22 protein-coding genes and 3 tRNA genes are annotated in these 23,981 nt (G+C 42.0%); 2 read left to right on the forward strand and 23 right to left on the reverse strand.

Annotation, left to right across the window (positions count from 1 at the left end):
- Position 1 precedes the first annotated feature (1 nt).
- From prfA to JW872_04050, 14 genes are all read right to left on the reverse strand, one after another.
- Positions 2–1,075, reverse strand: a complete 1,074-nt coding sequence (gene prfA / locus JW872_03985; GenBank protein MBN1549792.1) for a peptide chain release factor 1 — start codon at positions 1,073–1,075, stop codon at positions 2–4.
- Positions 1,076–1,090: 15 nt separating this feature from the next.
- Complete coding sequence (gene rpmE / locus JW872_03990) at positions 1,091–1,354, reverse strand: 50S ribosomal protein L31 (protein ID MBN1549793.1); 264 nt, start codon at positions 1,352–1,354, stop codon at positions 1,091–1,093.
- Between the two features lie 225 nt (positions 1,355–1,579).
- Positions 1,580–2,053 carry a hypothetical protein gene (locus tag JW872_03995; GenBank protein MBN1549794.1) on the reverse strand — a complete coding sequence of 158 codons (474 nt, stop codon included), beginning with the start codon at positions 2,051–2,053 and terminating at the stop codon, positions 1,580–1,582.
- Between the two features lie 212 nt (positions 2,054–2,265).
- Positions 2,266–2,748, reverse strand: coding sequence for a DNA starvation/stationary phase protection protein Dps (dps, locus tag JW872_04000; protein ID MBN1549795.1), 483 nt, complete (start codon positions 2,746–2,748; stop codon positions 2,266–2,268).
- 103 nt (positions 2,749–2,851) lie between these two features.
- Positions 2,852–3,961, reverse strand: coding sequence for a lipase family protein (locus JW872_04005; GenBank protein ID MBN1549796.1), 1,110 nt, complete (start codon positions 3,959–3,961; stop codon positions 2,852–2,854).
- A 172-nt stretch (positions 3,962–4,133) separates the two neighbouring features.
- Entirely contained in the window at positions 4,134–4,793 is a 660-nt protein-coding gene (locus JW872_04010) for a Fic family protein (GenBank protein ID MBN1549797.1), read from the reverse strand.
- Positions 4,794–4,865: 72 nt separating this feature from the next.
- On the reverse strand, positions 4,866–6,968 hold the full coding sequence (locus JW872_04015) for a hypothetical protein (protein MBN1549798.1): 2,103 nt from the start codon (positions 6,966–6,968) through the stop codon (positions 4,866–4,868).
- A gap of 322 nt (positions 6,969–7,290) precedes the next feature.
- Positions 7,291–7,908: a hypothetical protein gene (locus JW872_04020; protein MBN1549799.1), complete on the reverse strand. Its 618-nt coding sequence runs from the start codon at positions 7,906–7,908 to the stop codon at positions 7,291–7,293.
- 232 nt (positions 7,909–8,140) lie between these two features.
- Positions 8,141–8,218 (reverse strand) — tRNA-Asp (locus JW872_04025).
- Between the two features lie 9 nt (positions 8,219–8,227).
- Positions 8,228–8,303 (reverse strand) — tRNA-Asn (locus JW872_04030).
- 16 nt (positions 8,304–8,319) lie between these two features.
- Positions 8,320–8,396, reverse strand: a tRNA-Val gene (locus tag JW872_04035).
- A 185-nt stretch (positions 8,397–8,581) separates the two neighbouring features.
- A complete protein-coding gene (locus JW872_04040; protein ID MBN1549800.1) occupies positions 8,582–9,295 on the reverse strand; it encodes a hypothetical protein in 714 nt (237 codons plus the stop codon).
- Complete coding sequence (locus JW872_04045; GenBank protein MBN1549801.1) at positions 9,292–9,684, reverse strand: M48 family metalloprotease; 393 nt, start codon at positions 9,682–9,684, stop codon at positions 9,292–9,294. Before JW872_04045 ends, JW872_04040 begins: the two co-directional genes overlap by 4 nt.
- On the reverse strand, positions 9,666–10,115 hold the full coding sequence (locus tag JW872_04050) for a hypothetical protein (protein MBN1549802.1): 450 nt from the start codon (positions 10,113–10,115) through the stop codon (positions 9,666–9,668). The genes JW872_04045 and JW872_04050 overlap by 19 nt, the downstream gene beginning before the upstream one ends.
- Positions 10,116–10,269: 154 nt before the next feature.
- Between JW872_04050 and sppA the strand changes: the two genes are divergently transcribed.
- Positions 10,270–11,112: a signal peptide peptidase SppA gene (gene sppA / locus JW872_04055; GenBank protein ID MBN1549803.1), complete on the forward strand. Its 843-nt coding sequence runs from the start codon at positions 10,270–10,272 to the stop codon at positions 11,110–11,112.
- A 4-nt stretch (positions 11,113–11,116) separates the two neighbouring features.
- Here the strand turns inward: sppA and JW872_04060 are convergent, their stop codons facing one another.
- The 8 genes from JW872_04060 to rsmG form a co-directional block, all read right to left on the reverse strand.
- A complete protein-coding gene (locus JW872_04060; protein ID MBN1549804.1) occupies positions 11,117–11,926 on the reverse strand; it encodes a rod shape-determining protein MreC in 810 nt (269 codons plus the stop codon).
- A gap of 11 nt (positions 11,927–11,937) precedes the next feature.
- A complete protein-coding gene (locus tag JW872_04065; protein MBN1549805.1) occupies positions 11,938–12,900 on the reverse strand; it encodes a tRNA-dihydrouridine synthase in 963 nt (320 codons plus the stop codon).
- A gap of 10 nt (positions 12,901–12,910) precedes the next feature.
- A complete protein-coding gene (locus JW872_04070; protein ID MBN1549806.1) occupies positions 12,911–13,450 on the reverse strand; it encodes a hypothetical protein in 540 nt (179 codons plus the stop codon).
- 29 nt (positions 13,451–13,479) lie between these two features.
- Complete coding sequence (locus JW872_04075) at positions 13,480–14,463, reverse strand: FAD-dependent oxidoreductase (protein MBN1549807.1); 984 nt, start codon at positions 14,461–14,463, stop codon at positions 13,480–13,482.
- A gap of 10 nt (positions 14,464–14,473) precedes the next feature.
- Entirely contained in the window at positions 14,474–15,925 is a 1,452-nt protein-coding gene (gene gatA / locus JW872_04080) for an Asp-tRNA(Asn)/Glu-tRNA(Gln) amidotransferase subunit GatA (GenBank protein ID MBN1549808.1), read from the reverse strand.
- Positions 15,926–15,929: 4 nt separating this feature from the next.
- Complete coding sequence (locus JW872_04085; GenBank protein ID MBN1549809.1) at positions 15,930–16,217, reverse strand: aspartyl/glutamyl-tRNA amidotransferase subunit C; 288 nt, start codon at positions 16,215–16,217, stop codon at positions 15,930–15,932.
- Positions 16,205–17,713 carry an MATE family efflux transporter gene (locus JW872_04090; GenBank protein ID MBN1549810.1) on the reverse strand — a complete coding sequence of 503 codons (1,509 nt, stop codon included), beginning with the start codon at positions 17,711–17,713 and terminating at the stop codon, positions 16,205–16,207. Before JW872_04090 ends, JW872_04085 begins: the two co-directional genes overlap by 13 nt.
- A gap of 81 nt (positions 17,714–17,794) precedes the next feature.
- A complete protein-coding gene (rsmG, locus tag JW872_04095) occupies positions 17,795–18,424 on the reverse strand; it encodes a 16S rRNA (guanine(527)-N(7))-methyltransferase RsmG (GenBank protein ID MBN1549811.1) in 630 nt (209 codons plus the stop codon).
- Between the two features lie 77 nt (positions 18,425–18,501).
- On the opposite strand from rsmG, the gene JW872_04100 reads away from it, so the two are divergent.
- A complete protein-coding gene (locus JW872_04100; protein ID MBN1549812.1) occupies positions 18,502–19,206 on the forward strand; it encodes a hypothetical protein in 705 nt (234 codons plus the stop codon).
- A gap of 132 nt (positions 19,207–19,338) precedes the next feature.
- On the opposite strand, the gene JW872_04105 is transcribed toward JW872_04100, so the two are convergent.
- The gene (locus JW872_04105; protein MBN1549813.1) at positions 19,339–23,886 is read right to left on the reverse strand and encodes a hypothetical protein; all 4,548 of its coding nucleotides are present in this window, start codon (positions 23,884–23,886) and stop codon (positions 19,339–19,341) included.
- Between the last annotated feature and the right edge of the window lie 95 nt (positions 23,887–23,981).

Consider the following 23,981-nt stretch of genomic DNA (forward strand, 5'->3'; position numbering starts at 1 on the left):
TTTAAGATTTTAAGGCACTTGCGTGCTTACGTCGTTCTTCTTTTTCTTTTTGCATGAGTGCGTCAATTACCTCATCCATTTCACCGGTAATAAATCGATCAAGGCTTTTAAGAGTTAGATTGACCTGGTGATCAGTTACACGATTTTGTGGGAAATTATAGGTACGAACCTTTTCTGCACGCATACCAGTACCAACCATTTCTTTACGCTGAGCACTGCGTTCTTGCTGCGCCTTTTCTTGTTGGAATGCAAGGATACGCGACTGCAAGATCTTCATTGCTTTTGCTTTATTTTTGTGTTGAGAACGCTCGTCCTGACAACTCACCACGACACCAGATGGAATGTGGGTAATTCGAACTGCAGAATCGGTTGTATTCACATGCTGCCCACCTGCACCACTAGCACGAAATACATCAATACGAAGATCTTGTGGATTAATTTGGACATCAACATCCTCAGCTTCTGGCAATACCGCTACCGTCGCTGTTGAGGTATGAACACGCCCTGATGTTTCTGTTTTAGGAACACGCTGAACACGGTGTACTCCCGCCTCATGCTTAAGATGTCCATATGCGCCCTTACCTTGGATATGTAGAATTCCTTCCCTGATACCCTTTAAGTCAGTTTCGTTCAAACTGGAGACAGATACTCGCCAATGCTTGAGTTGGGCATAGTTGATATACATTTGCAGCAAATCTGCAGCAAAGAGCGCTGCTTCCTGGCCGCCAGCACCGGCACGAATTTCGATAAAGACCGAGCGATCATTGAGGGGATCTGGCGGGAATAGAAGATCATCAATACGATTGAGGACATCAAGCTTCTGACTCGTAAGAGTAGCAACCTCTTCTTGAAAAAGGATATTGAGCTCAGAATCCTGTTCTTCATTGATCTGCGTTGTAAGTTCTTTGATAGATTGCTCAATCTCATGAACCTGCTTATGGGCAGATATCAACTCACTCAAAAAGGCATATTCCTTTTGGATCTTTTCCCGGTCTTCTCGAGATAGGGTAGCCGTCGTGAGCTGTTCAGAGAGCTCGGCATACCGCGCTTCAATGTCAGTCCAGTTAATAGCCACGATCGGGCCTTTCAGCTATTTCGCCTTCTTCTTGGGGACAGCCTTAGATTTAGAAGCGGGTTTTTTAGGTGCAGCCTGTTTTTGCTTGTTATAGCGCTGTTCAAACTTCTCGATACGGCCTGCGGTATCAATAAACTTTTGGGCACCCGTAAAGAATGGGTGACAGTGTGAGCAAATAGTGGTCGCAATATCAGTGCTTGTCGATGAAGTCTTGAAAGAATAGCCGCATGCGCAGCTAGCAGTTACTTCATGAAGCTCTGGGTGTAAACCTTGTTTCATACAAAAATCCTTTTAATCAGGCAAACTTGTAGATATCTCATATCATAGTAGGGATATCAATAGTATCATGCAAAAGGGGGTTTTTGTAAAGGCAAGTATGGCTTACAACAGAACGGCTTAATGGACGCCTCAATCAGGGAAATCATGCCAAATGAGTTGGCTCTCCCAAGGAAAAGGAGATTACAATCAGCCACTATGTACACTAGCGGTAAACAGCCTCAGTTGTTACCTTCGATTTCGGCCTTGGCCACGACCTCGCCCATCACCAAGACCATATCCCTGTCCACGCCCTTGATTCAAACGCCAACCATAGTGATATGGAAAATGATAGTCTAATCCGAATACCTTTCCATACTGTTCAAGAACAGAGACACCGATTGGACGACTAAATCGAATCCTCATGTAAAATGCATTGCAGTCACGCATACATTGATAAACCTCTACAATAAGGCCACCATTGGTCTTATTCAGCTCTGCAACCCGTTCTAATTGATTTTTATACCGAGGAGCTTTAGTCATAAGGTGATTAAGCACTTCATCTCCATCCTTAAGCTCGGCACCCTCAAGACCATTATATAAAGCCTCTGGGATCTCCAATATAACCATTGTGTCATTCATAGTGACCGCACCTTTCACTGCCAAAACTGTTAACGAAAGAACCAAACCTATTGCACAGAATAGTTTTGATAAACTGCTCATATCACACCTCAAAATTAAACCTACAAAATTTCATTCTAGACTAGCACCTCAATAATTCTAGACTAGCACCTCAATAATTTGCAGCAACCCCATTACAAAAAATCTTTTATTTTCGCCATTGATTTTGGCATTTTCCAACTATAAGAAGCCATCATTTGGTAAATCGGTATTAGTCTTGTAAGGCATTATCTATGCCTTCCTATGCGAAAGAGTTACGCTTGTAAATGCGCCTCAAGAAACCATAAATTCTTATCAAGCATTCTGACCAGCTCAATGTAAATATCACTGGTTGCCATATCACCATTTTTTTCCGATGCCATTATATTATCGCGTACGTATTCACCCAAAATAGCCATATTATGCGCAAGATGCCCTATATGATCTTTCACAGTAAAAATAGTATTTGGACAAACCCTTAGCTGCGTATTTTCAGCAACATCCTTCAGAGTTCCTAAAGCTGTACCACCTAGACTCGTAATTCTTTCTGCTAAGACATCAGCCATCTCTTCGACTTGTTCAGCAATTTCGTCAAATAACTTGTGCATCGCAATAAAGGTCATACCCTTTACATTCCAATGCGCGTGTTTGCACTGCATCATCAAATCGGTTGCTGATGCAAGTGTTGTATTCAACATTGTAATCGATGCCACACGATCCTTTTCTGCAAGACTCATTCGAGTCGCATGCATCTTCATCAATACTCCTTTTTCTGGTCAATCGACTAATCGCCACCGGGACATCACCCGATTACATACTCTGTAGAAAAACTATAGTACAAGATGTCGGCTAAGCGCAATCTTATCTCACCATATCCGACCCCCTCAGTGCAATCATTACCTGTAGAGGAACCCTACTTGCGGCGGCATCACCCCCCCCATCATCACCTTCGATGTCTCTATTGTGAGCACTTAGACTTTCGCGATATCTATCCAAATAATGCAGACCAACTCTCCAAGCAATCCAGCGCGGATATGTAACTAGTATGCGAGTCCCAGGATTCTTAAATGACTGTTCTCCTAGTGGAGCATTCGTCCAACTTGGAGGTAAATTAGTAACAATATCATCAACATCCCAGGAAACTTTGGCCTTATAGATATTTACAAACCTTGCCAAAGCTCGCACGCCCATATGTTCATCAAATTCAGTCTTTGCAAAACGATTAAATGGCCTAGGGGCACCAAAGGTCACAACCTTCACTGGATATCCTGGAACTTTACGTTGACCAGGAAAATAATGTTCGTAAAGTTGAGCGGCAAACAATGTTGCTATCGCCCCGCCTAAGCTATGACCTGTAAGAACTAATACATTTTGATGAGGTTTATATGCCAATTTTGCAAGAATTGCTAAAACGTCGCGCCGACATGACAGAGCAGCCTTCATGAACCCCCTGTGCAAGCGAGGCTCGCCCTTTGTAGGTTCCCAAAATTTCCTCATGTCTAAAGTTTCAGGTGATTCGGGAAAGTAGTTTTTAATTCCTTTTCTATCAAACTCCAGATCGGTAAAAACCGACGGGTTTGTGATACTCGAAAAATCGGTTCCCTTAAAAGCTACAACAAACTGCCCATTCTTATATGCTACAATACCACAATGATTTTTTTTCAGGTCCCACGGTACTCCTTTTTCGTTACCCACTGCAATCCCAAATGGCACCACAGTATCCCAATAGGGTTGAAACCCTTTATTCATTATTGCTGACAACTTTCCCAGTGGCATTCCGATCTCTTCCTTGTCGTCTGGTAATGCCGCATAGCTCGCTTCGCATGCATTCAACAAAGTTTGTCTCCACCAATAAAAACCCTGCTCATTTTTCTGATTAAGAAGAGCTATGGCATCACCTTCACATGCCTTCACAGCAATACCAGCGCATATGAACCACAAGCACAAAAATCGCAGGAAATACTTACACATAAAAACTCCTTTTGTGTTTAGAATCTTATTGGGGGCATGATAAATAGAAAAAAGACACTGTTCAATAGCCCAGTAAGCAGACAATAAAAGAACCCGGCAGATTTGCCGGATTCCTGCATTAATCTTTGATGGATTGACTCAATTAGATTGCATAGTTTTTGTAAAGCTTAAGCTACTTCCTTTTTTGATTGAGGAGAAAACCTTCTAGAAAATCTACAAACGATCTTGGGGCATCTTTATATCCGACATACATGAGTTGACCATCGTCTAAGCTATTATCATATCCAGCTCTATGTATTTCGATATATTTTTCGAATTGCTCATAGCTCAGGTTCTTGTAACCATGGTCATGTAAAACCCATAAAGCAAGCACTCTTGCCACTCGACCATTACCATCATCAAAAGGATGTATTTTCACAAACCCATAGTGTAAATTTGCAGCCCTCTCAATAGCTGAAGCTCCTTGATGATAGTGAACTAGTAACGCTTCCACTTCTCCTTCTATGCAATAACACTCACTATCCGGCGGCAAAAATCTTACAGTACGCGAGTTACAGATCCTGGGCGCCCCACGCCCTTGTCTGTAGCCCACCTCCTTGTCAAGTCCCAAAACTGTCGCGTGTAGTTTGTGTATAGTTATGTGATCCATAGGTTGCCCCCTCACTTTATGATAAGCAGCACCACACTTTTCTTTACGGTTTCCCATATCTCCTCTAAAACTTCTATCAAGATAAATAACGTGGCTATGGGCCTCTGTCATAGATCGCAATCTCGTTCCAGCAGCTGTCAAACTAGCAGAATTAAGCTGACGCGCTTTATACCAGCTACTCATAGTACACTCGAAGGATTATTTTCATCATTGAGAATTGTACATGACAAATATCAGCAAAGACGCTGATAAATTTTAATGGCTAAGAACACCTTCAGCTTCTGCAAGGAACGAATCATCAAAACCTTCTTCCTTCAGAATCTTAAACGTTATGGTCTGATCCGATATGCCACGCTCAAGCTTATAAGGGTACTGAATTTTTTCTGATCCATCCTCAAAAGCCGAAACTTTATAGTTTGAAAACAAGTTTGTTTCCAGCTCTAGAGCAGGAACTCGTGCAAAGTGTGTTGCTGTCAGACATATGTTACCAGGATTCTTTCCAAGCAATGAAATCATACTATACGCAGCTGCTTCACCTTCTTTAGGAGTAGTACCATTAAATAGCTCATCAACCGCCGTAAGTGAAAATTCATGGGGAGCAAGATCGTCAGTCATGTTTAAAAGTTCTCGTGCTCGAAGAACTCCGGCCTTAAAATGAGAATTTCCTGCCGCAATATCGTCCGTAATATTCAGGTATGTCATAATTTTAGCAAAGGGCGTAAACGTTAGGGATCTTGATGGTGCAATTCCCAAACTTTGTGCAAGAATAATGTTTACTAAAATCCCACGCATTATCGTAGATTTACCTGCTGCATTAGGGCCGGTGATAATTATATTTTGAGGAGAATTATACCTCAGGCCTAATGCTAATGAATTTGAGATAGCTGTATCTGGGTTAATTGATGGATTCCAAAAATCTTTGATCTCTATCGATGGAGTTTCAACATTTCCCTCTACGTATGTGGGAAAGCAAAATGTAACATGTTTTTTTTCATATTCCTTATAGAGGCGTGCAATAGACATATGCATATCAAGTTCACCTGCAACCAAAGCCAAATCAACCAACATCTCTTTTACGTCATGCATCAATCGATATGCAGAAAAGATTCTTCCTTTATACGAAAAAAAAGAAGCCTTCCCCTCAAATGTCCTGGTTTCTAGCAGTCTCAACAAGTGAACAAAATCTTCTGACTTTTCTACAAGCGCCTTCATTTTTGCTTCTATACAGCTGAGCGATGGCATAGAAGCAAATAAAATATTATTTTCTCTTGCCAGTTTAATCATATCTCTAACAGAATTCACATAGATTGCCGTATATATCAGCTTCTCTTGCATAACCTTGTCTATCAAAATGCTTTCGCTCACATTTTTCAACATCCACCACAAATTCAGGGAATTTTTCGTGCCACTCATTGCACTGATAGAACCCTTAGCAAAAACATTATTATATCTTAGGCCCTGCAAGATCAAATAAAGGCTCCCTATAATGCTAAATTTTGAAAGCCCCGAGAGATTATATTGTTCATTCCATTTTTTGAATCTATCAATGGAATTGTTTTTTGTAAGATATGAAGCAACAACTAATGGAATTGATATAGCTCCCATTGCTGTGAACACCATTCCAGCCAAACTTGCGCCAATATTCATCTCATTATTGATTTCTATTGCTAATTCGTTTTTGTTAAGCCAAGAAGATACATACTTCAACCAAGAAAAATGCCGCTCAAATGGAAGTCTTATAAGGCAATGTGAAACAATCCCTTTGAACATGCTATCGTTCCAAAATGACATAAAAATATTTTCAGGAATTTCCAATCTTCTTAAACGGCTATCAAGTTCATTAAAAAGTAATTCATTAGCTATAAGTTCTTTTGTAATCCGCTGCTGTTTGCCTAGGTTGTGGGAGGAAGAAACGGGCTGAATAATCTTACGATACAACATAAGCCTACCAAGTTCAGTCGAAGTACGATCTACTTGCGCAGCAAGATAATGGGCAGCATCCGATCTCGGGCCACACAAAATCTCAAGATCTTGCCACGTCTTTCTATCTAGAATGGCGCTTAGTTCAATTGAATGAGTACGTTCAAACCCAGAAAGAAGAGATAGGGCAAATTGCCTTTTTGAAAGAGTAGAAGGAGTAAGTTGAAACCGAAAGTTATCTTTTAGAACTTCGTGAAATTCCTTTTCATTATTAATCAGTGCTCCAAGGGTATCACTTGCTGATGACGCAGAAGCCTTCACCCCAGTAACTGCCTTTAGGTTTTCTCTTCCTATTTCTTGATACAAATTGGCATGGATAACAGGATTAACCAAGATCAGGTCTAACAAAAAGATCAACGCTAATGGTTGCTTAGGCATGGAGTGCCTCCTGAAGCAATATTTGAAGGTTTCGTCCTATGGTACTCCTAAATATCGATCTGAACAACAGAAACATAACCAAGATTATAAGCAACGGAGGTTTTTACGAATTGCGCATAAAACGCTAGAGGCAACAGAGCAATTTTTGAAAATGTTATAGGCAGAAATATTAGCCTTTTTTGTAAGGACTATACCAAAGGAAAGGGATGAGACGGTTTCCTTATCCTATTTCCTAACAAGACCACTACAATAACATAGTGATCCCTTGGTATAGAAAATGGCATTAGAAAAACACGATCTGGTAAGATGATTTTTTTCTCACTTAGATGCGATCATCGTTATTGAAACTATTATGAATAGCTCTCACTCTAGGCGAAACAAATTCACGATACAAGCCAACGACACCAGAAACAAATAATACAAGGGTAATTGTTGTCATTATGTTGTTTCTGTGTTGCTTAAAGAAAGATTCTTCTTGGTTTGTGCGATCATGTTCGATGGATAAAAGAAGCTTGGAGCGTTCTACCACTGGAGTATCTGGACAAGCATCTTGCCGCCCTCTTTGGTGTTGTACAGATGCAGAGGGAATAGGCTTGACATCATCTTCGAGCCTTGATGGTGCCTGTATATCATAGACAGCAAGATGCTCGGCATATCGTTGTGCTGGATACATCGAATCGCGAGAAGCACCGTCATTGTCTACCAGAAAAACACCATCCTTGTCCATCTGTGTGTGAAGATCTTGGACAGTTTTATCAAGGGCTTGGTGCACTTGTGTACGAAGGTCGAGCATAGCCGCAGCTGCAGGTAATCCATGGCTCTCGATGAGGCGCATTCTGCGCTCATGGCCGCTAGCGAGTTCTTCTTTTGAGGCCATAGCGCTTATAAATCCTGGAAATAAGAACATAAGACTGATACCCATCAATGGTGACTTGTTCATTGAAGAGCCTCCCATAGTGTTTACGATATAAATCTCTAAGAGACAAGCTAACTTAAAAAAATGGCGCTAGCAAATGCGTTTACACCTTTTGTAGAGCTCAAAAGAGTCTATCGACAGCATATCAAGCCCATGAATTATTTATGAGTTTTGATAGTCCGTTACAACGAGCCCTTCTAGACCTTGTGGAGCCTATTTAGGCTGAAAGAGATCTCTGTATGTCTTCTTTTAGAACTGGCGGGGCTGACGAGACTCGAACTCGCGACCTTTCGCGTGACAGGCGAACGCTCTAACCAAACTGAGCTACAGCCCCCGTGATTTTTGGCTCCTCGGGCTGGACTCGAACCAGCGACCCAACGATTAACAGTCGTTTGCTCTACCAACTGAGCTACCGAGGAATAGCTTCTCTAAAAATGGTGGGCGGTGCAGGATTCGAACCTGCGACCCCCAGTTTGTAAGACTGATGCTCTAACCAACTGAGCTAACCGCCCATTATGCCGATTCCTGTTGCTTCTAGGGACCAACAGATTCTAAAGAAAGAAATTTTCAAAGTCAAAAATCAGTATACCTAATTTTTGCCGCTTGCCCAGCCATTTCTATACCCTGAAGGAATTCGTTGGCTAACACTACTTCCCTGTGCTACAAGATATTAGGCCACACATGTCGATTACTATTCTTAGGCCCCCACTGGACACATCCCTTCCACAATTGCCTGGGCCTCTCTAATCTCGTTAATCTCCTGGGCAATTTCTGGATTGTATTCTAGGTAGGGCATAAGAGCTTCTTGATATTTTTTGTAATATTCAATGGCTCCATCATAGACTCCAAGCCGTCTCACCGTAGCACATAGCAACTTTTTAAAAATGTTTCGGTTAACACGGTTCACGATCACTGATTTTGTTAATAGCGCAACAAGTGCGCCAACTATGCCACTGGTAAAACAAAGCAATATGTTATTATCCTTAAAAAGGCCACTTTTTATTACACCAATACCGGAGAGAATGCCTGCAACAACCTGTGTCGCAAACAATCCTATGATCAACTTTTTAGCATCATACGCCACACACTGCATGAGCATTCCTATCGCAAATCGCTGCCCTTCGCGACTCAGGGAATCGAACCAGTCGGGATTGATAAATACGTAATAGGAGCCAGGAATAAAAGCAATCGTATAAAATCGCGGATTGATATGGCAGACCTCCTCGGTAGGAATTCGCACCTCCAACTGCACATTATTAACACCCAATGTTTCTGCTACTTCATTTATTATTGTAAGGTACTCAGCAGGAACGGGGCCCCCAGCAAATTTTTCGCATTCTTGATTAATAGTCCCCATCAGAGAAATATTCTGTAACATGACAGCGATAATCATGGGATATAGACGGCTCATGAAACCTCATCTTCTTTGCAAACTGTTCTTAAATTTTCAATGCGTTCTCGTGTCGTCGGATGACTCAAAAACAATCTTCGTAGTTTTGAAAATGATTCAGGATTTTTCTGGCCGAGGTGAGAATCCTCTACCAGAAGATGTACTATCTTGATAAAGGCTATGCCATCTTGGGCATTACATAATCTTTCAGCAGCCATACGGTCTGCCTTGTATTCCGATGAACGGCTAACGTAGGCGCAAACAAGACGGCCTATGACAAATGACACTAAAGACAGTAATGGGGTAATAATCCTCAGCATTATTGGATTAATGATATGTGGTTCCCTCCTAAATCGTGCATAAAAGATTCCTCCACTTAGAAGAGGAATTCCTATAGAAAGACACTCCAACAGTAGCTTTTTTTTGCATCATGCTGCTTGATGTGAGCCAATTCATGGCCAATGAGAAATCTTTGCAAAGGTATGGGTAATTTTGTAAAAAAATATTTGCTCACAAGGACATAAGCATCTTGCATTGCCACAGCATTGTACAGCCCAAATGTTTGGAGTCCTCGCAAATTCAAGTAACGAAACTGAACAGACTCGACACCCATCTTCTGAGCCACATCAGTTACAAGATCCTCAGCTTCCGAAGTCAGTTTTTCAGTGCCAAATTTCTCAACTCCCTGATCGATAATCTTTTGATAACACCTAGTTGCACCATCAACCAATCTCTCCAATGCACTCAGTTTCGATTGATGTCCCTGTGACGCACCCCCTGAAAGAAGCGATTGCCGCAAAATCAGTGCGCAAAGACAAACACAAAAACTAAAACGCCTCATACGCTTCCCATATCTAAACGTGCTACGATAATAGCGGATTTTCAGTGTAAGCAAGATCCCCATCAGAAGCAACCAGTATTTTCTGCTTGGAACTTCCCTAAAAACACACTATCCTTTTCTTCGGCCAATCGACCCCATAACAAGGATTAAGACCATGAAAGTCTTTGACTTTATCAAAACCCTCTTTTACGTTGTTCTCATATTGTCGTTAGCTCAACCACTCATACGGCATAGCAAAGAGTTCTTTCAGCGCAATCTTGACCCAAGCACACAAGTTGGCTACCTCAAAATATCAGGAATGATTACCAATTCATCAAGCTATGTAAAAGCCCTCCAATCGTACTTCAACAATCCCGATATTAAAGCCATCCTTCTTGAAATTGAATCTCCAGGAGGGGCATCTGGAAGTGCAGCAGCAATGTTTAATGAAATCCTAATCATGAAAAAGAAACACCCAAAATCTATTATTGTCCTTGTAGAAAACGTATGCGCCTCTGCGGCATATTGGATCGCATGCGCTGCAGATCATATTATCGCATCACCAGCAGCACTGATCGGCTCAATTGGCACATCACTGCCATACCAATTCAATCTCAAGGATCTCTTGACCGAGTATCATATCAAATACGAAACCACGTCCACGGAAAAACACAAATCGGCAACGGACCCCTTTGTTGATACCACACCTGAACAGCAGGCTATGTTCCAAAAAATCTGCGACCAAACATACGAGGAATTCACCAACGATGTTGCACGACAACGAAACAAGGTCTCCATCAAAGATGTCGCCACATGGGCAGATGGCAAAGTATTTAGTGGCAGAGAAGCATTGGCTCTTGGATTGATTGATGAGATTGGATCACAATCCAATGTCATCGCGTGGCTCAGAGAAGCGATACCGACCGATGGTAAAATAACATGGGTCAAACAAGACGCGAAAAGTAGATTAGTGCGGTGGTTTGAAAACGACAGTCCAAGCGACACGGAAAACCTCTAGTGCCTCATTCAGTGGGCACAGATACACCTTTCTGAACAAGGTAGCAATACGCTACTGCCCCAACATCAAGTGCCGGTGTAACGGTAATCGCATAATACATATCCTGCACCCGTGCCGTATCGATTATACCAAGTAAAAAACCCTGAGGGAAAACAAGGCCATCGCCACTTGAGAGCACTATATCTTGTTCCTTCACACGTTCCAGATGGCTGACATGCTGTATGGTTGTTGCCTGCGTGTTGCGACATCCAACGTGAATACCAGGTGTTTTTGTTTTCTTGCAATAAACCGCAATCGGACATGCTGGATCAGTAATTAAACGCACTTTGCTGTAATATGGATATACTGATACCACGCGCCCAAGAATACAGTTTTTATAGACAGCTACCATATCCTTTTGAATACCATGATATGATCCCCGATCCACAAAATAATACTGCTCATCATTGCTCAAATGTCGAAAAATCACCTGCACTAACTGCGCCTGTTCAAAAGAATAGCGATCTTTGAAAGAGCGAACTTCTTCACTCTCTTGTACAAAATGTTCCAAGCCTGCACACTCGGCAAGTTGTGCTTTGAGATTCTCATTTTCATGACGAGCACCCTCTAAGTTCTCATGAAGCTCATGCAGAGATTTTCGCTGCTGTCTCCAATGTTGAATTGGACGAGCTAACGAATTTTGTAGAGATATGAACGGGTACATGATTCGTGATATCGTTGTTTCAAGCACAGTAGGAGAAAAAAATAACACTCGATTGATTAAAAAAAAGATAAGTGCACATGCAAGAAAAACAAATAAAATCCTCTGAGACATATCACGCACGTTCAGTACTCCATCAACTCTTGCAATACTGATTTCACCTCATCCAGCGACTCAGAACGCACTGCCTGATCACGCAAGCGTGAGGCATCAGGTAGATCTTTAATATACCACGCAAGATGCTTTCTAAACTGATATAGTCCTTGATCCCCATACTGCACTAGCATGTTGTCAAGATGCTGCAATGCCGTAGAAAAAATAAGTCGGGAATCAACATAAAATGGTTTACCTTGTGTTTCCGCTTCTAGCTGCGCAAGTTTCCATGGCTGTGACCACATACCTCTTCCAATCAAAAAGCCATCAACGCCCGTACGCTCGTATACATACTTGGCATCATCACTGGTGAACACGTTACCTGAAAAAAAGACCGGAATAGAAATAGCTTGTTTTACCTCAGCTGCAAGCGCATAATCAGGTCGCCCTTTTGACATCTGTGGTTGTAATCTTGGATGAATCGCTAAACCATCGAGTCCGCAATCTTGTGCAAGCTGTGCAACTTCAATGGCATTCTTTGTTTTGAATCCCGCCCTGATTTTTATGGTTAGCGGCAGAGAAATATTTTTGCGTAATGTTTGTAATATCTTTTTGAGCATAGGAACATTGCCCATCAACGCCGATCCTGCGCCCTGCTTAACTACCGTTCGTGCAGGACATCCACAGTTCAGGTCAACGGTATCAACACCGGCCTTCATTATGCGCTCACAAGCCTCTTCAAGAGATTCAAGGTCATGCGCTGCAAGTTGATATGCTAAAGGACGTTCGCTTGGTAGAAAATCAAACGCAGCCTTACCTGTTTCGTCATGCACAATACATCCAACATGACGCATCTCTGTATACAACAGATTATCTTTAGAAAATTGACGCACTAATTGTCGAAACGATGAATCAAATACACCATCAAGGGGCCCACTCATAAATCGGGGGAAGTAACAATCGCGCAAAGAAAACTTACTCGTCCAATAACTCATACTTGTACCATCATTTTGATTTAAACCGCTCAATGAGCTCTTGCAATTCTCGGTCATTTTTAATCACAATAAATTCAGTCGTATCCGCATGAGAGCACATAGCATCGTAGATGTGCGGAACCCGTTTTTTATTAAAGCTCCATATATATCGTAAAAACTTACAATCTGGACCTCGCTCCTGGCAACCTTTTGCACTCGAAAAATATACCTTACCAAAATTCGTCAGCGCCCGCCTGAACACTCTAAAGAAACATGTATGTCGTGGAACATCCAAAAAAATCACCACATCTGCTCGCCGAGCTCGATATGAAAGAAAACGAAGTCCCATGCCATCGATAATCCACGTATCAGTATCACACAATTGTTTATGAATTTTCTCAAATTCTGATCGATCTGGCTCCTTCCAGCCAGGTTTCCAAAAATATTGATCTAAATGATAAAGTGGTAACTGTAAAATCTGATGGAGCCTTAAGCTAAAATTAGATTTTCCTGCACCAGCATTTCCTATAACCGCGATTCTTTTAAAATCGCTCCGATGTTTCTTTTTCATCGTTCAACTTTGTATTTATTAGATCGCGTCTATGTCAGTGTATCAAGATACAGTGTATCGAGATACCGCTCTACTGCACAAGCGGCATGACACCCGTCGCCTGCCGCCGCTATCGCCTGCTTACAACATGATGACGTTACGTCACCAGCTGCAAAAACTCCTGGAACAGACGTATATACATGATCATGAATTGACACAAAACCACACATATCACATGCAACCGTATCGCATACCAAGCCCGTAACAGGCTCCATGCCAATGGCAACAAAGACGCCTCGAGTGACAAGGTTTGTAACACGGTGTGTAAGCTCATTATATATCTCAACACCTGTTACACCCGTATCATCACCATAAATGCGCCTTACACAGCTATCATAGATAATGTGCACCGCATCATCACTAATCACACGAGTGCGCAGAGACGGAGAAGCTGTCATATGGGATAATAGTTGTACAATTGTTACATCATCGGTCCATTGTCGTAGATATGATGCATATTCAAGAGCAGCATTACCACCACCTACAATCACAACAGGAAGACCTGCAAATAAGCATCCATCACATACCGCACAAAAACTTACTCCTCTACCTTCATACTCTTGCTCTCCAGGACATCCAAGATGACGATGCGATGCTCCCGTAGCCAAAATGACAGAGCGAGCGGTAATCTTGTCATGCTCTTCTGTCTCAACTATAAAAGGACGGAAATGAACATCAAGATGTACTGCCGTATCTGGCAGTAACGTGCAACCAACAAGCAGTGCATGTTCACGCATACGCTCCATCAATGTTACACCCTCAATGGCATGAATACCTGGCCAATTTTCAACGATAGATGTTTTTGTGAGCTGTCCACCTGGTGTTGGGCCCTCTAAAATTACAACCGAACGATGGGCACGCGCAGCATAGATCCCAGCAGTCAAGCCTGCTGGTCCAGAACCAATAATTACAACATCATAAGTGGGAATGAGAACCCATGGGAACCATATAACCATTGCTATACGATACCACATGCGTTACCTCTCAATCCTTAAACGATGGAGGATGCATAGTGTGCCAGCTCGTATGCTGTTGATACGCATGCGCCGTTTGAAACAAGAGTTCTTCAGAAAGATGTGGACCCATAAGCTGGAATCCGACAGGGAGTTGCTCTTTGGTAAAACCACATGGCAGTGAAATGGCAGGAGCCCCCGTTAAGTTAGCAGAACAAGTAAAATAGTCTTGTAAATCCATTTGTAACGGATCCGCATTAAGCTCACCAAGTTTGAATGCAGGTGCAGCATGTACAGGAAGCACAATAAGATCAACATCTTGGAACGCATTGATCAATTCATAGCGCATCATGTTTTGTACTTTTTTCGCACTATCATAAAACTCGGCTGCATGTCCTGCCGACAATACATAATTACCAATCAAAATTCTACGACGAACTTCATGCCCGAATTCCTCATAACGACTACTTGTATACATCTCATCAAGTGACTGCGCTGCCGCATCCCTATAGCCATACCGAACACCATCATAACGGGCTAAATTCGAAGCCGCTTCTGCGCGGCTCACGATGAAATAAACCGCTGCTGCATACTCAAATGTTGGTAAATTCACATGCTTAATCGTTGCGCCAAGCTTTTCATACACCTTGATGGAATCGGAAATCCGCTCTTTGACTTGAGCATCCATACCTTCCGCATTAAGCATGTTATCGATTACGCCAATACGCAATCCAGGCTTGATCGAACCATTCAATGTATTTGTATAATCTTTTTTACTTACATCTAATGATGTCGAATCATGAAGATCATGTCCCGCAATTGCAGATACCACAGTAGCAACATCAAAAACAGAACGCGCCATTACACCAATCTGATCAACTGATGATGCATAAGCAATTAACCCATACCTAGATATAAGGCCATACGTCGGCTTAAATCCGACAATACCGCAAAATGCTGCCGGTTGTCTCACAGATCCACCAGTTTCAGATCCAAGTGCCCACGGCACAAATCCCGCTGCAACAGCAGCGGCTGATCCACCACTCGAACCACCGGGCACTCGACTTATATCCCACGGATTCGCTGTTTTTTGAAATGCAGATGTTTCATTAGATGAGCCCATGGCAAACTCGTCACAGTTAGCACGTCCCACCAATAATGCACCCTCTTTTTTAAGGCGACTGATTACGGTTGCGTCATAGACAGAGGTATAATTTTGAAGTGTTTTTGAAGCCGCAGATGCAATACGACCTTTTTGACAGATATTATCTTTAATCAGCCCAGGAATCCCTTTCAATTGACCAAGAGTCTCGCTGCAAGCTTCCGCCAAAATAGAGTCACGATCAAACAGTTCTAAGGCTGATTTAAGCTCTGAATCATGTTTTGCAAATCGCTTGAGGGTATAGTCAAGCAATTCTTGCTCCGATAGCTGTTTTGTGTCTAATTTTTTTCGCAGTTCCTGAATAGATAAAAATGCCAACATCGCTTTAGTCATTCGTTTCGATAATACGTGGTACTACAAAGTAATCTTCTTCACGGTCTGGAGCCTGTTCTAAAATCGGTTCCGCATCCGTGCGGATGACTACATCCTCACGTGTCACATTGATACGTCGGTTTGAAGGAAGATGCGCATCTTTTGCAATTTCAGAAACGCGCGATGCATATGCTATTACATCTTCGATTTTTGATATTAAGTCTTCAACCTCATCGTCATGAACTTTGATATGTGACATGTGTGCAAGCCGCATAAGTTCTTGCTTCGTTATTTTTGCCATACAGCTTCTTTCTTCCAAGCTTCTCCACGGAATCGTCGTATATATACAATGCTCATCAGCGCATTACCCAAATAAAACGACCCGTATACAAGGAAGAACTTAAGAGCCGGTCTATCATCAAGAGGCAATTGCGTAAAGAGATATGAAACCGGAGCAAAGTATAAAACACAGACAAATAATCGTGTCCACATTACCACCCGTACATTGGCAGCCCCACGCAATGCGCCTGAGAGAATTAATTGTAACAGGTCAAAAAAGACAAGTACACTCAAATAAGGAAAGACTCGAGCTGAAAAGGCAGTAAACTCACCTTTTCTGTCAAAAAGCGGCACCAACTTATCTGTGTAAATGGAAAACAATGCCAAGATGGCAAAGGTCATCCCAGATGATAGAAAGAGAATTTTTTTGATACTACTTTTGATACCACGCCAATCCTGCATACCATAGGAGTTGCTGACTAAGAAGGTAATCACCTGAGCGAAGGCAATAGCAGGAAGAAAAGCAAACCGCTCAAGGTCTTTAATCACACTAAAACTAGCAAGCGCAAGCGTACCCATTTTGGCAACCATAGCACCCAACCAAATATAGGCAGCAGCAACCGTAGCTTTATCCAAGATAGTTGGCCAACTCACCATGAAGAGCCGTTTAACATCTTCCCACCGTGTAAATGAATCAAACAACCTGATCCCGTATTTCTTGTTCTCTTTATTCAAAAAGGTATATCCCAATGCCATGATGCTCATTGCAACGTATTGAGCAACAGATGCAATAGCGGAACCCTTAAGACCCAGCGCAGGAAAGCCAAACTTTCCCTTAATTAATACATAATCAAACAAGACAAAAAATGCTCCTCCACCAGTAAAGATCCACATTGGAACACGAGTATTTTTTATACCTCTAAGGAAACCGATGAACGCCAAGGAAACAAACATAAAAAAGATCCCCCATGCACGTAAACGCAGGTATGGAGTTCCAATCTCAATCATACGCTGTGGCACACCATATGCAGTGTAAATGGCATGGGCACCAAATGATAATGCTGCAGCAAATATTCCGCCAACAAGAATTGTCGTCCAAAATGAATCACGTAAAGTTCGACCAACATCAGTCAAACAAGACCGGCCATTGTACTGGCCTGTAATAATCACGGTTCCAATCGATAAGCCTTCTGCAACTTTAGACATAAAATGGAAAAAGTTATTAGTAACGTTCAACGTGGTATAGGTCGAGGTCGATTTCAAATCTGCAATCCAATAGGAATCGATAATTGCGAATGCATAAAAAATGAGGGCAGATATCAACTCAGGAGCCCAGTATTTGAAGATAGTCCAATAGGTTTCACCATAAGCGAAATCCTGCAGCCCTGCAATAAAACTAGGGATCAATTTTTTTTGGGGTTCTCGCTGTGTAAATGGCGGCTGGTGCTGAGGCGGCATTTGAATAGGTTGTCCAGTTTCCACCCGCTGCTTTGCCGTTCGGTTCACTTTTTCGATCACTGCCAGCCCTTCCTTTTGGCAAGGTTATCATGACGGACCGACTAGTTGTAGAAAAAAAGAGGGAAAAAAGCAACTAGAGCTCTACGGGCACTGAAGCACAATTAAACGTCGTTTTTTGTGTTCTAAGGTGTACAAATAATCGCCAGTTATACACGGCGCAACCATCTCTGTCGGTTCCCATGCTTGTGATGCCCAATACACAAGTTGTGCATTCTTATAACGACATCCCGGCTTAAACATTCTCACTAATTCATCAAACCCAAGTGATGCCCGTGCACATAGAAGATCAAGATCATATGAACTTGTACGTAAGAATGTTCGCCAATCAAGCGAGAAGATCTCAATATTCTGAAGCCCAAGGGTCGCGATGACTTCTTCGAGAAATGTAATCTTTTTTTTAGTGACTTCAACAAGCACTACGGACAGGTGGGGATACTTAATCTTAAGTGGAATGCCGGGAAACCCACCACCACTCCCAATGTCAGCCAATGATGAGATGGAACTAATATCAAAAACATATTTAAGTGCCAATGAATCTTGAAAATGGTCTCTGAGGATCTGTTTCAGTGTTGTCCTAGTCGTAAGGTTATGGATTTCATTCCAGGATTGTAGAAGATCATAGTACATTCTGAATTGCTGTGTCTGTTCAAGAGTAAGTTGCTCCTGTGTCATAAAATCCTGCCACAGTTGCTCTTCCTTCGTTAAAACCATAGCTTTTTCTTCTCCAGCTTTTCTATACTAATAAAAAGATTATGCCCCTTTAACCTGGCAAGGCATACATGAACAACATGATCCGTAGTGTAGCATGTAACATCTGTATTCTCTTGGGTATGACCATACACGCTCAACAACGTATCATCTTTTTTACTCGTGCCTATCCGGCTCTTAGGGATACAATTGATAGCGAAAAATTTCTTCAACAGATCCAAGATCCTGGAAAAGCTGCTCGTAAAATACTCAAGCAGAGTATCAAAGCATACGCACAACCAGGAGTCTTTTCTACCTACGGTGGCTATATCACTATATCAAACACGAATGGGCAAACAAGTTTTCCGCGAAAGCATCAACGCCCGTTTATTTATGTATATGTTACACAGGATATTAACCCAGTTATCATGATTGGGAAAACCGTGCATCATTGGGAATTGATTCCGAATTTGCCCGTGGAAGTCTATACCATTGAATTGAAACAGGATCCTGACACACAGCTTTATTATTGGGAAACAGCACGTACTACAGTTCCTAATGATGATATTGTACCGTTAGATTCTATTGTGATTATTGCAAAACCAAAAAACATTTACGTTCCACTTGGTGCAACCCTAACTGAATCATCGTCTCATATGCTTTTGCCTGATATCTATATACGCAAAGGGTTCAGTCCGCTCATCAACTCATTAAATGTACTCAAAACAAAACACTTTTTCCGTCAACCAAAAATTGAGTTCAAACAAGCAAACTCCACCTATTGGATGATTCAACAAGGCGATTGAACCTAACCATATAACCCCATTATTTTCATCTTTACAAAACTCAGTGCAGTGACATACTTGCTGTCATCATAACACTGCTCCTCATTCCTAAAACAACAGATTGCGCGTCCATTACGGGTGCGCTTTCTGTATTTATGTCATCAGGACCGCCCCACCAGAAAGTTGAGTCATGCGGGCACTAATGCGACTATTAACTTCCACTAATTGTTGATCAAGCGACAAGCCAGCAAGATATGCATTCGCATAGGTCTGTGTTAATGAGAAGTACATCTTCCATGACCATAAGCTCAATAACGAATATCGAATTGCTGAGTCACTGTTACCTACAAACGTTTCGTATCCTGCATCAACGAGCGACTGAAATTCTTCATTATCATCAAGCTCCGTCAATTCGATCCCATTGGTTCCTGTCACATATGATCTAAAGGCGGCAAATGCGGCTCCATCTTCAGTAGGCGGATCCAAGAGATCATCACCTTGCTGAATCAAAGCGGAATATTGTGTGGAATCGCCAACAAGACCCTCGAACATGCTCTTCGTGTAAAGGAAATACATCAACGCATCAAGAAGCGATACTTCAATCTCACTATACTTAGTCATCTGTTCTTGCGACATGGAAGCAGTACCTGTCATATAGTTGTTGTATAACTCAACTAACTGAACATAGGTTTTACCATCAATAACATCTGAGGCTTGTTTTGCGGCAATAAACGCAAGCATATTACGTGAAGCAACTTTGAAATATGAACCGTACAATAACTGCGTCACACTTGTCATTTCAAGAGTCAAATCTCTACCGGCAAGGCTTCTGATGCCATTATCAATGAATGTTTGATAAATATTTTGAGCTCCACCGTAGTACTGTCCTGCATATTCGTAAAACGCAGAAGTCGCCATACATGTATCACCACTTGTTTTGAAAACCTGTGCAATACTATCAAGTACAGCATTAGAATCCGATATGCTCCATGCATTGGATATACCTTGCCCGCTGTAATATTCAACGTAGTGTTGTCGTGCACTCATATAATCTTGGAACACTTCATCGACAGCTGCAGAAAATAATTGTGTATCAGGAGTTCCAACAATAAATGATTTCATAGTTTCTGCCGCACCCGACCACATCTGCGCCATGATCATATTCATATACAGCGCATCAGCCGCAAATAGACTTGTTCCAATAAAGTCTCCCTGCTGATGATCTTTTCCATTGAGAAATTCATACGCGCCAACATAGAACGTATACATATCAATGTATGCTGATCGAATCATATCAAAAAGTTCATATGTTCTATCATTGGCAAGTTGCAAGTTGGGCAAAGTCGTCTGTACATTTCCTGCTTCTGAAATGAGTGCAAACGCAATATCTTTGCCAACGTTCCATGCCATAGTATCATCTTGCCCAGGAACATAATTTCTTCCATTAAATGACACTAATTGTGTGCCAACTCTAAACAATTGGAGCGCCGCGACATAGTAACTTGCCGCACATATGGCACCGTTGTACGCAGGCTTAGCAGCAGAAATCATTTTATTCTGCTCGCGGATGGTTGGCTGTGCACCTTGTTGATCAAACCGCACTTGATATTCAGCAAATCCTCGGACCTCATCATAATAAGCCCGCGCCTCTTGTTCGATCATATCAACAATCGTTTCTTTGTCTGTATCGAGAGTATTGGTTCTTGTTGTTGAATCTGGGGTATAAGCATCTTCATACTCAATACCCTTATCAGCAAGTCGATATGCTATTTCAGTGTACAATGCACAGGTTGCTGGATCACCATATGTTGGAACGCCTAAAGGAATAGATCGCACTTGATCACGAATAAAATACGTACGCGGCACATCAAATCTATTTGCAACATTCTTGGTGCCTTCAGTGTAGATCAGACCATATATCTGTGCCGCGGTCGCTAACGTTTCAGCCTTAAAATAGGCGCGCCGCAACGTTGTATCATTTGCTTTGTCATCTCGTCCTAACTGATGGTAGCCAACGCGAGCCGTAGCAAGATATGTAAACGCATCTTGATACTCTTTTTGTTCGAGCTTATAGATTCCCCATGCCTGATAAATATCGTATTGTTTCAGTTGTGCATCGGCAATTTCCTCATTTGTTTTGCCTAAAACAAGTTCATTGGTTTGTGGATACCGCTGCGTATAGTACACAATCAGGTGCTTCTGCCGATCAAGAGCTTCTTCATAGTTTTCCTGTGCAACAAGTTGATCAATAATCGATGTACTGAGATTGCTCGTAATGTATGTATTAATTTCATTGATTAGCTGTGCAATGACCGTCTCAAGATCTTGGGCCATAGCTGTATTGTTTTGCCGCTGATATACCTGTTTTAATTGGCTATACATAAGCACTGCACCAAGAAGAGGATAGTATTCTTGCGGTACATGTTGCTGATATGCATCAGCGTACTCGTGCAAAACATCAAGAACTTCGGTTTGTGCATCTTCATTTCCAGATTCAAGCGCCACTTGATACAAGTTCAGCGCTCTCTGCCATGCACTATTAGCAATGCTCTCATAGGTAGCATCTGATGATTGAGACATCCAGTTTGTTTGTACTGCAGAAAGGTCTACCGCTGCTGCTTTTGCTTGGCGCGCAGCGTTCATAGTATCCACCATAGATTGAAGTACTGCTAGCTCTGCATCCATATCAACACCGTGTGAAGCAATAGATGAGTAATAATGAAGAGCAACCAGGATTTTATCAGATTCTCCCGACTCAATTAATGGCTGGCATGTGTTACGATAGACATCAGCTATGTACTCATTCAATGCCCATTGGTATGTGATGGCAACATCGTTCATGAGGTAACCAGGATATAATGTCATATCACGAAGCAATTCAGGATCGGTCAGCACTAAATGATCGGCATTAGCACAGATCTGTCGTGCTTGCGTATACAACCGTTCTGCTTGTTGCAAACCGACATCACTCGCTTGCGTTGCAAATGTGTCAGCTTGCTGTAATAGACCGTTTACTTTTGTAATGGTCGTAATCAGTTCGTGTGCATCAAATATGGCTTTTAGATTTACTTGTCCTGCAGGAATCGCTGCAACATCTTGAGTCACCGATAAGCCTGCTTTTACATAAAACTCTAATGAATTTTGGAATTGTAATGCTGCCTCTGAAAAAAGCATTCCGTCATCTACTAAGACAATACCACACTGCATTGCAAGTGCTGTGCTTTGTTCTTCACCTTGAGCAGCGTCTTCTGACTGCTGTTTGTATTCTGCAAGCTTAACCCTCCCTGTATCAACACCAACATCACCCTGTAGCATATTGAGCTGCACGGAAACAATTTCTGCATCGAAACTATCACCTGCTTTTTGAAATTTTTCATACGCATTGTTAAATAAAAGCACGGCCTGTTGTTTTTCAGTTAATGCTTCAGATGCTCCTTTTTGTTCTGCTTCGCTTTTTTTATCCCACGCAATATCATAGGAACTTTTTTGAATACCAGCATTTTCTGCACTGGTTTGCATTTGGAATTTCATGCTCATGTCGTTTGCTTGTTCATAACGAGATTGAGCATTCGTAAATAATTCTTGTGAACGAATGAATAGCTCATCCATCTCACCTCTCGTTGATGACTGAAACTGATCGGGAATCATGTCCGAAACCTGTTGCCCTCGGGTTCCATATATGTGTCCCATCACAGAATTATATGATGACTTTGCCTGAGTTGCCGTTTGGAATCCTGTAACAATTAAATCTGGTTGCCATGAGTCATCACAATATTGGACATATGACTTTGCTCGCTCAAGAATCTCATCTGTATAACCTGTCGTAGCTTGTGAAATCATATTGAGCAGATTATTAAAAATCGCAAAGATTACCGTGTTCCGAGGCTTCTTATACAGTGTCAAAATTGTTTGCTGTGCAGATGCATCACCCCCCGCAAGCTCTGAGGCCAACGCATTCATTGAAGTATCATACCGATCAAGCACATCCATTAGTTCTTGCAAAATTCCGGTATAGTCAGCATTAGTTCGCAATGCCTCAGCAATATCTTTGCCTAGTTTTTCGAATCGGTTGGCACATAACTTTCCAAGATCCGTAAAGGTTCCAACGGTGTAATTTCCTTCATTATTCCAAACAATAGAAACCCCTGCATTTTGGTACGCCGAAAAAAAGTTACGCACAGCATCTTGATATTTTGTAACAATCTCATCAGCAGATAGACCTAACGAATGTGTTTCATGAAGAAGTTGGCGAGCACGAGCAAATTCCGCGCTTAAAACGAGTTGAAGCAATTGCTCTCTTCGAGCAGTATTGGGCGGAAGAATTGTTCCCCAATGTTGCTGCGGACCGGTTATCTCTCCTTGTTCTGATGAGGGTCCAGATATTGTTCCTGATTCTTGTTGGGTCGGTCCAGCAACCTCCTGATTTTCACTTTGTGATGGTTCAGAAACTTCGCCCCCTTCTGGTTGGGATGGACCAGAAACAGTCCCGCCACTTTCAGAGGGGCCACTAATACTTCCTCCAGACTGACTTGGACCAGAAGGTCCTTCCTGTTGCTGGCTTGGTCCAGATATACTTCCACCACTACTTCCTGGCGCACCAATACTTCCACCAGAATGACTACTAGGCCCAGAAGGTCCAGCGCCAAAAAGTAGTCCAACAAATAGGCACATTACTAATGATATTGAATATTTCTGTTTCATAGCTTCACTCTCCAAACACGACAGATAGCCTGAGAACTACTCTAGTAGTGCAGGACCCCAGAAGGCAATAAAAAATCCAGGGTCCATATATATGA

The sequence above is a fragment of the Candidatus Babeliales bacterium genome, from assembly GCA_016929235.1.
Taxonomy (GTDB): domain Bacteria; phylum Babelota; class Babeliae; order Babelales; family JABCYS01; genus JAFGJD01.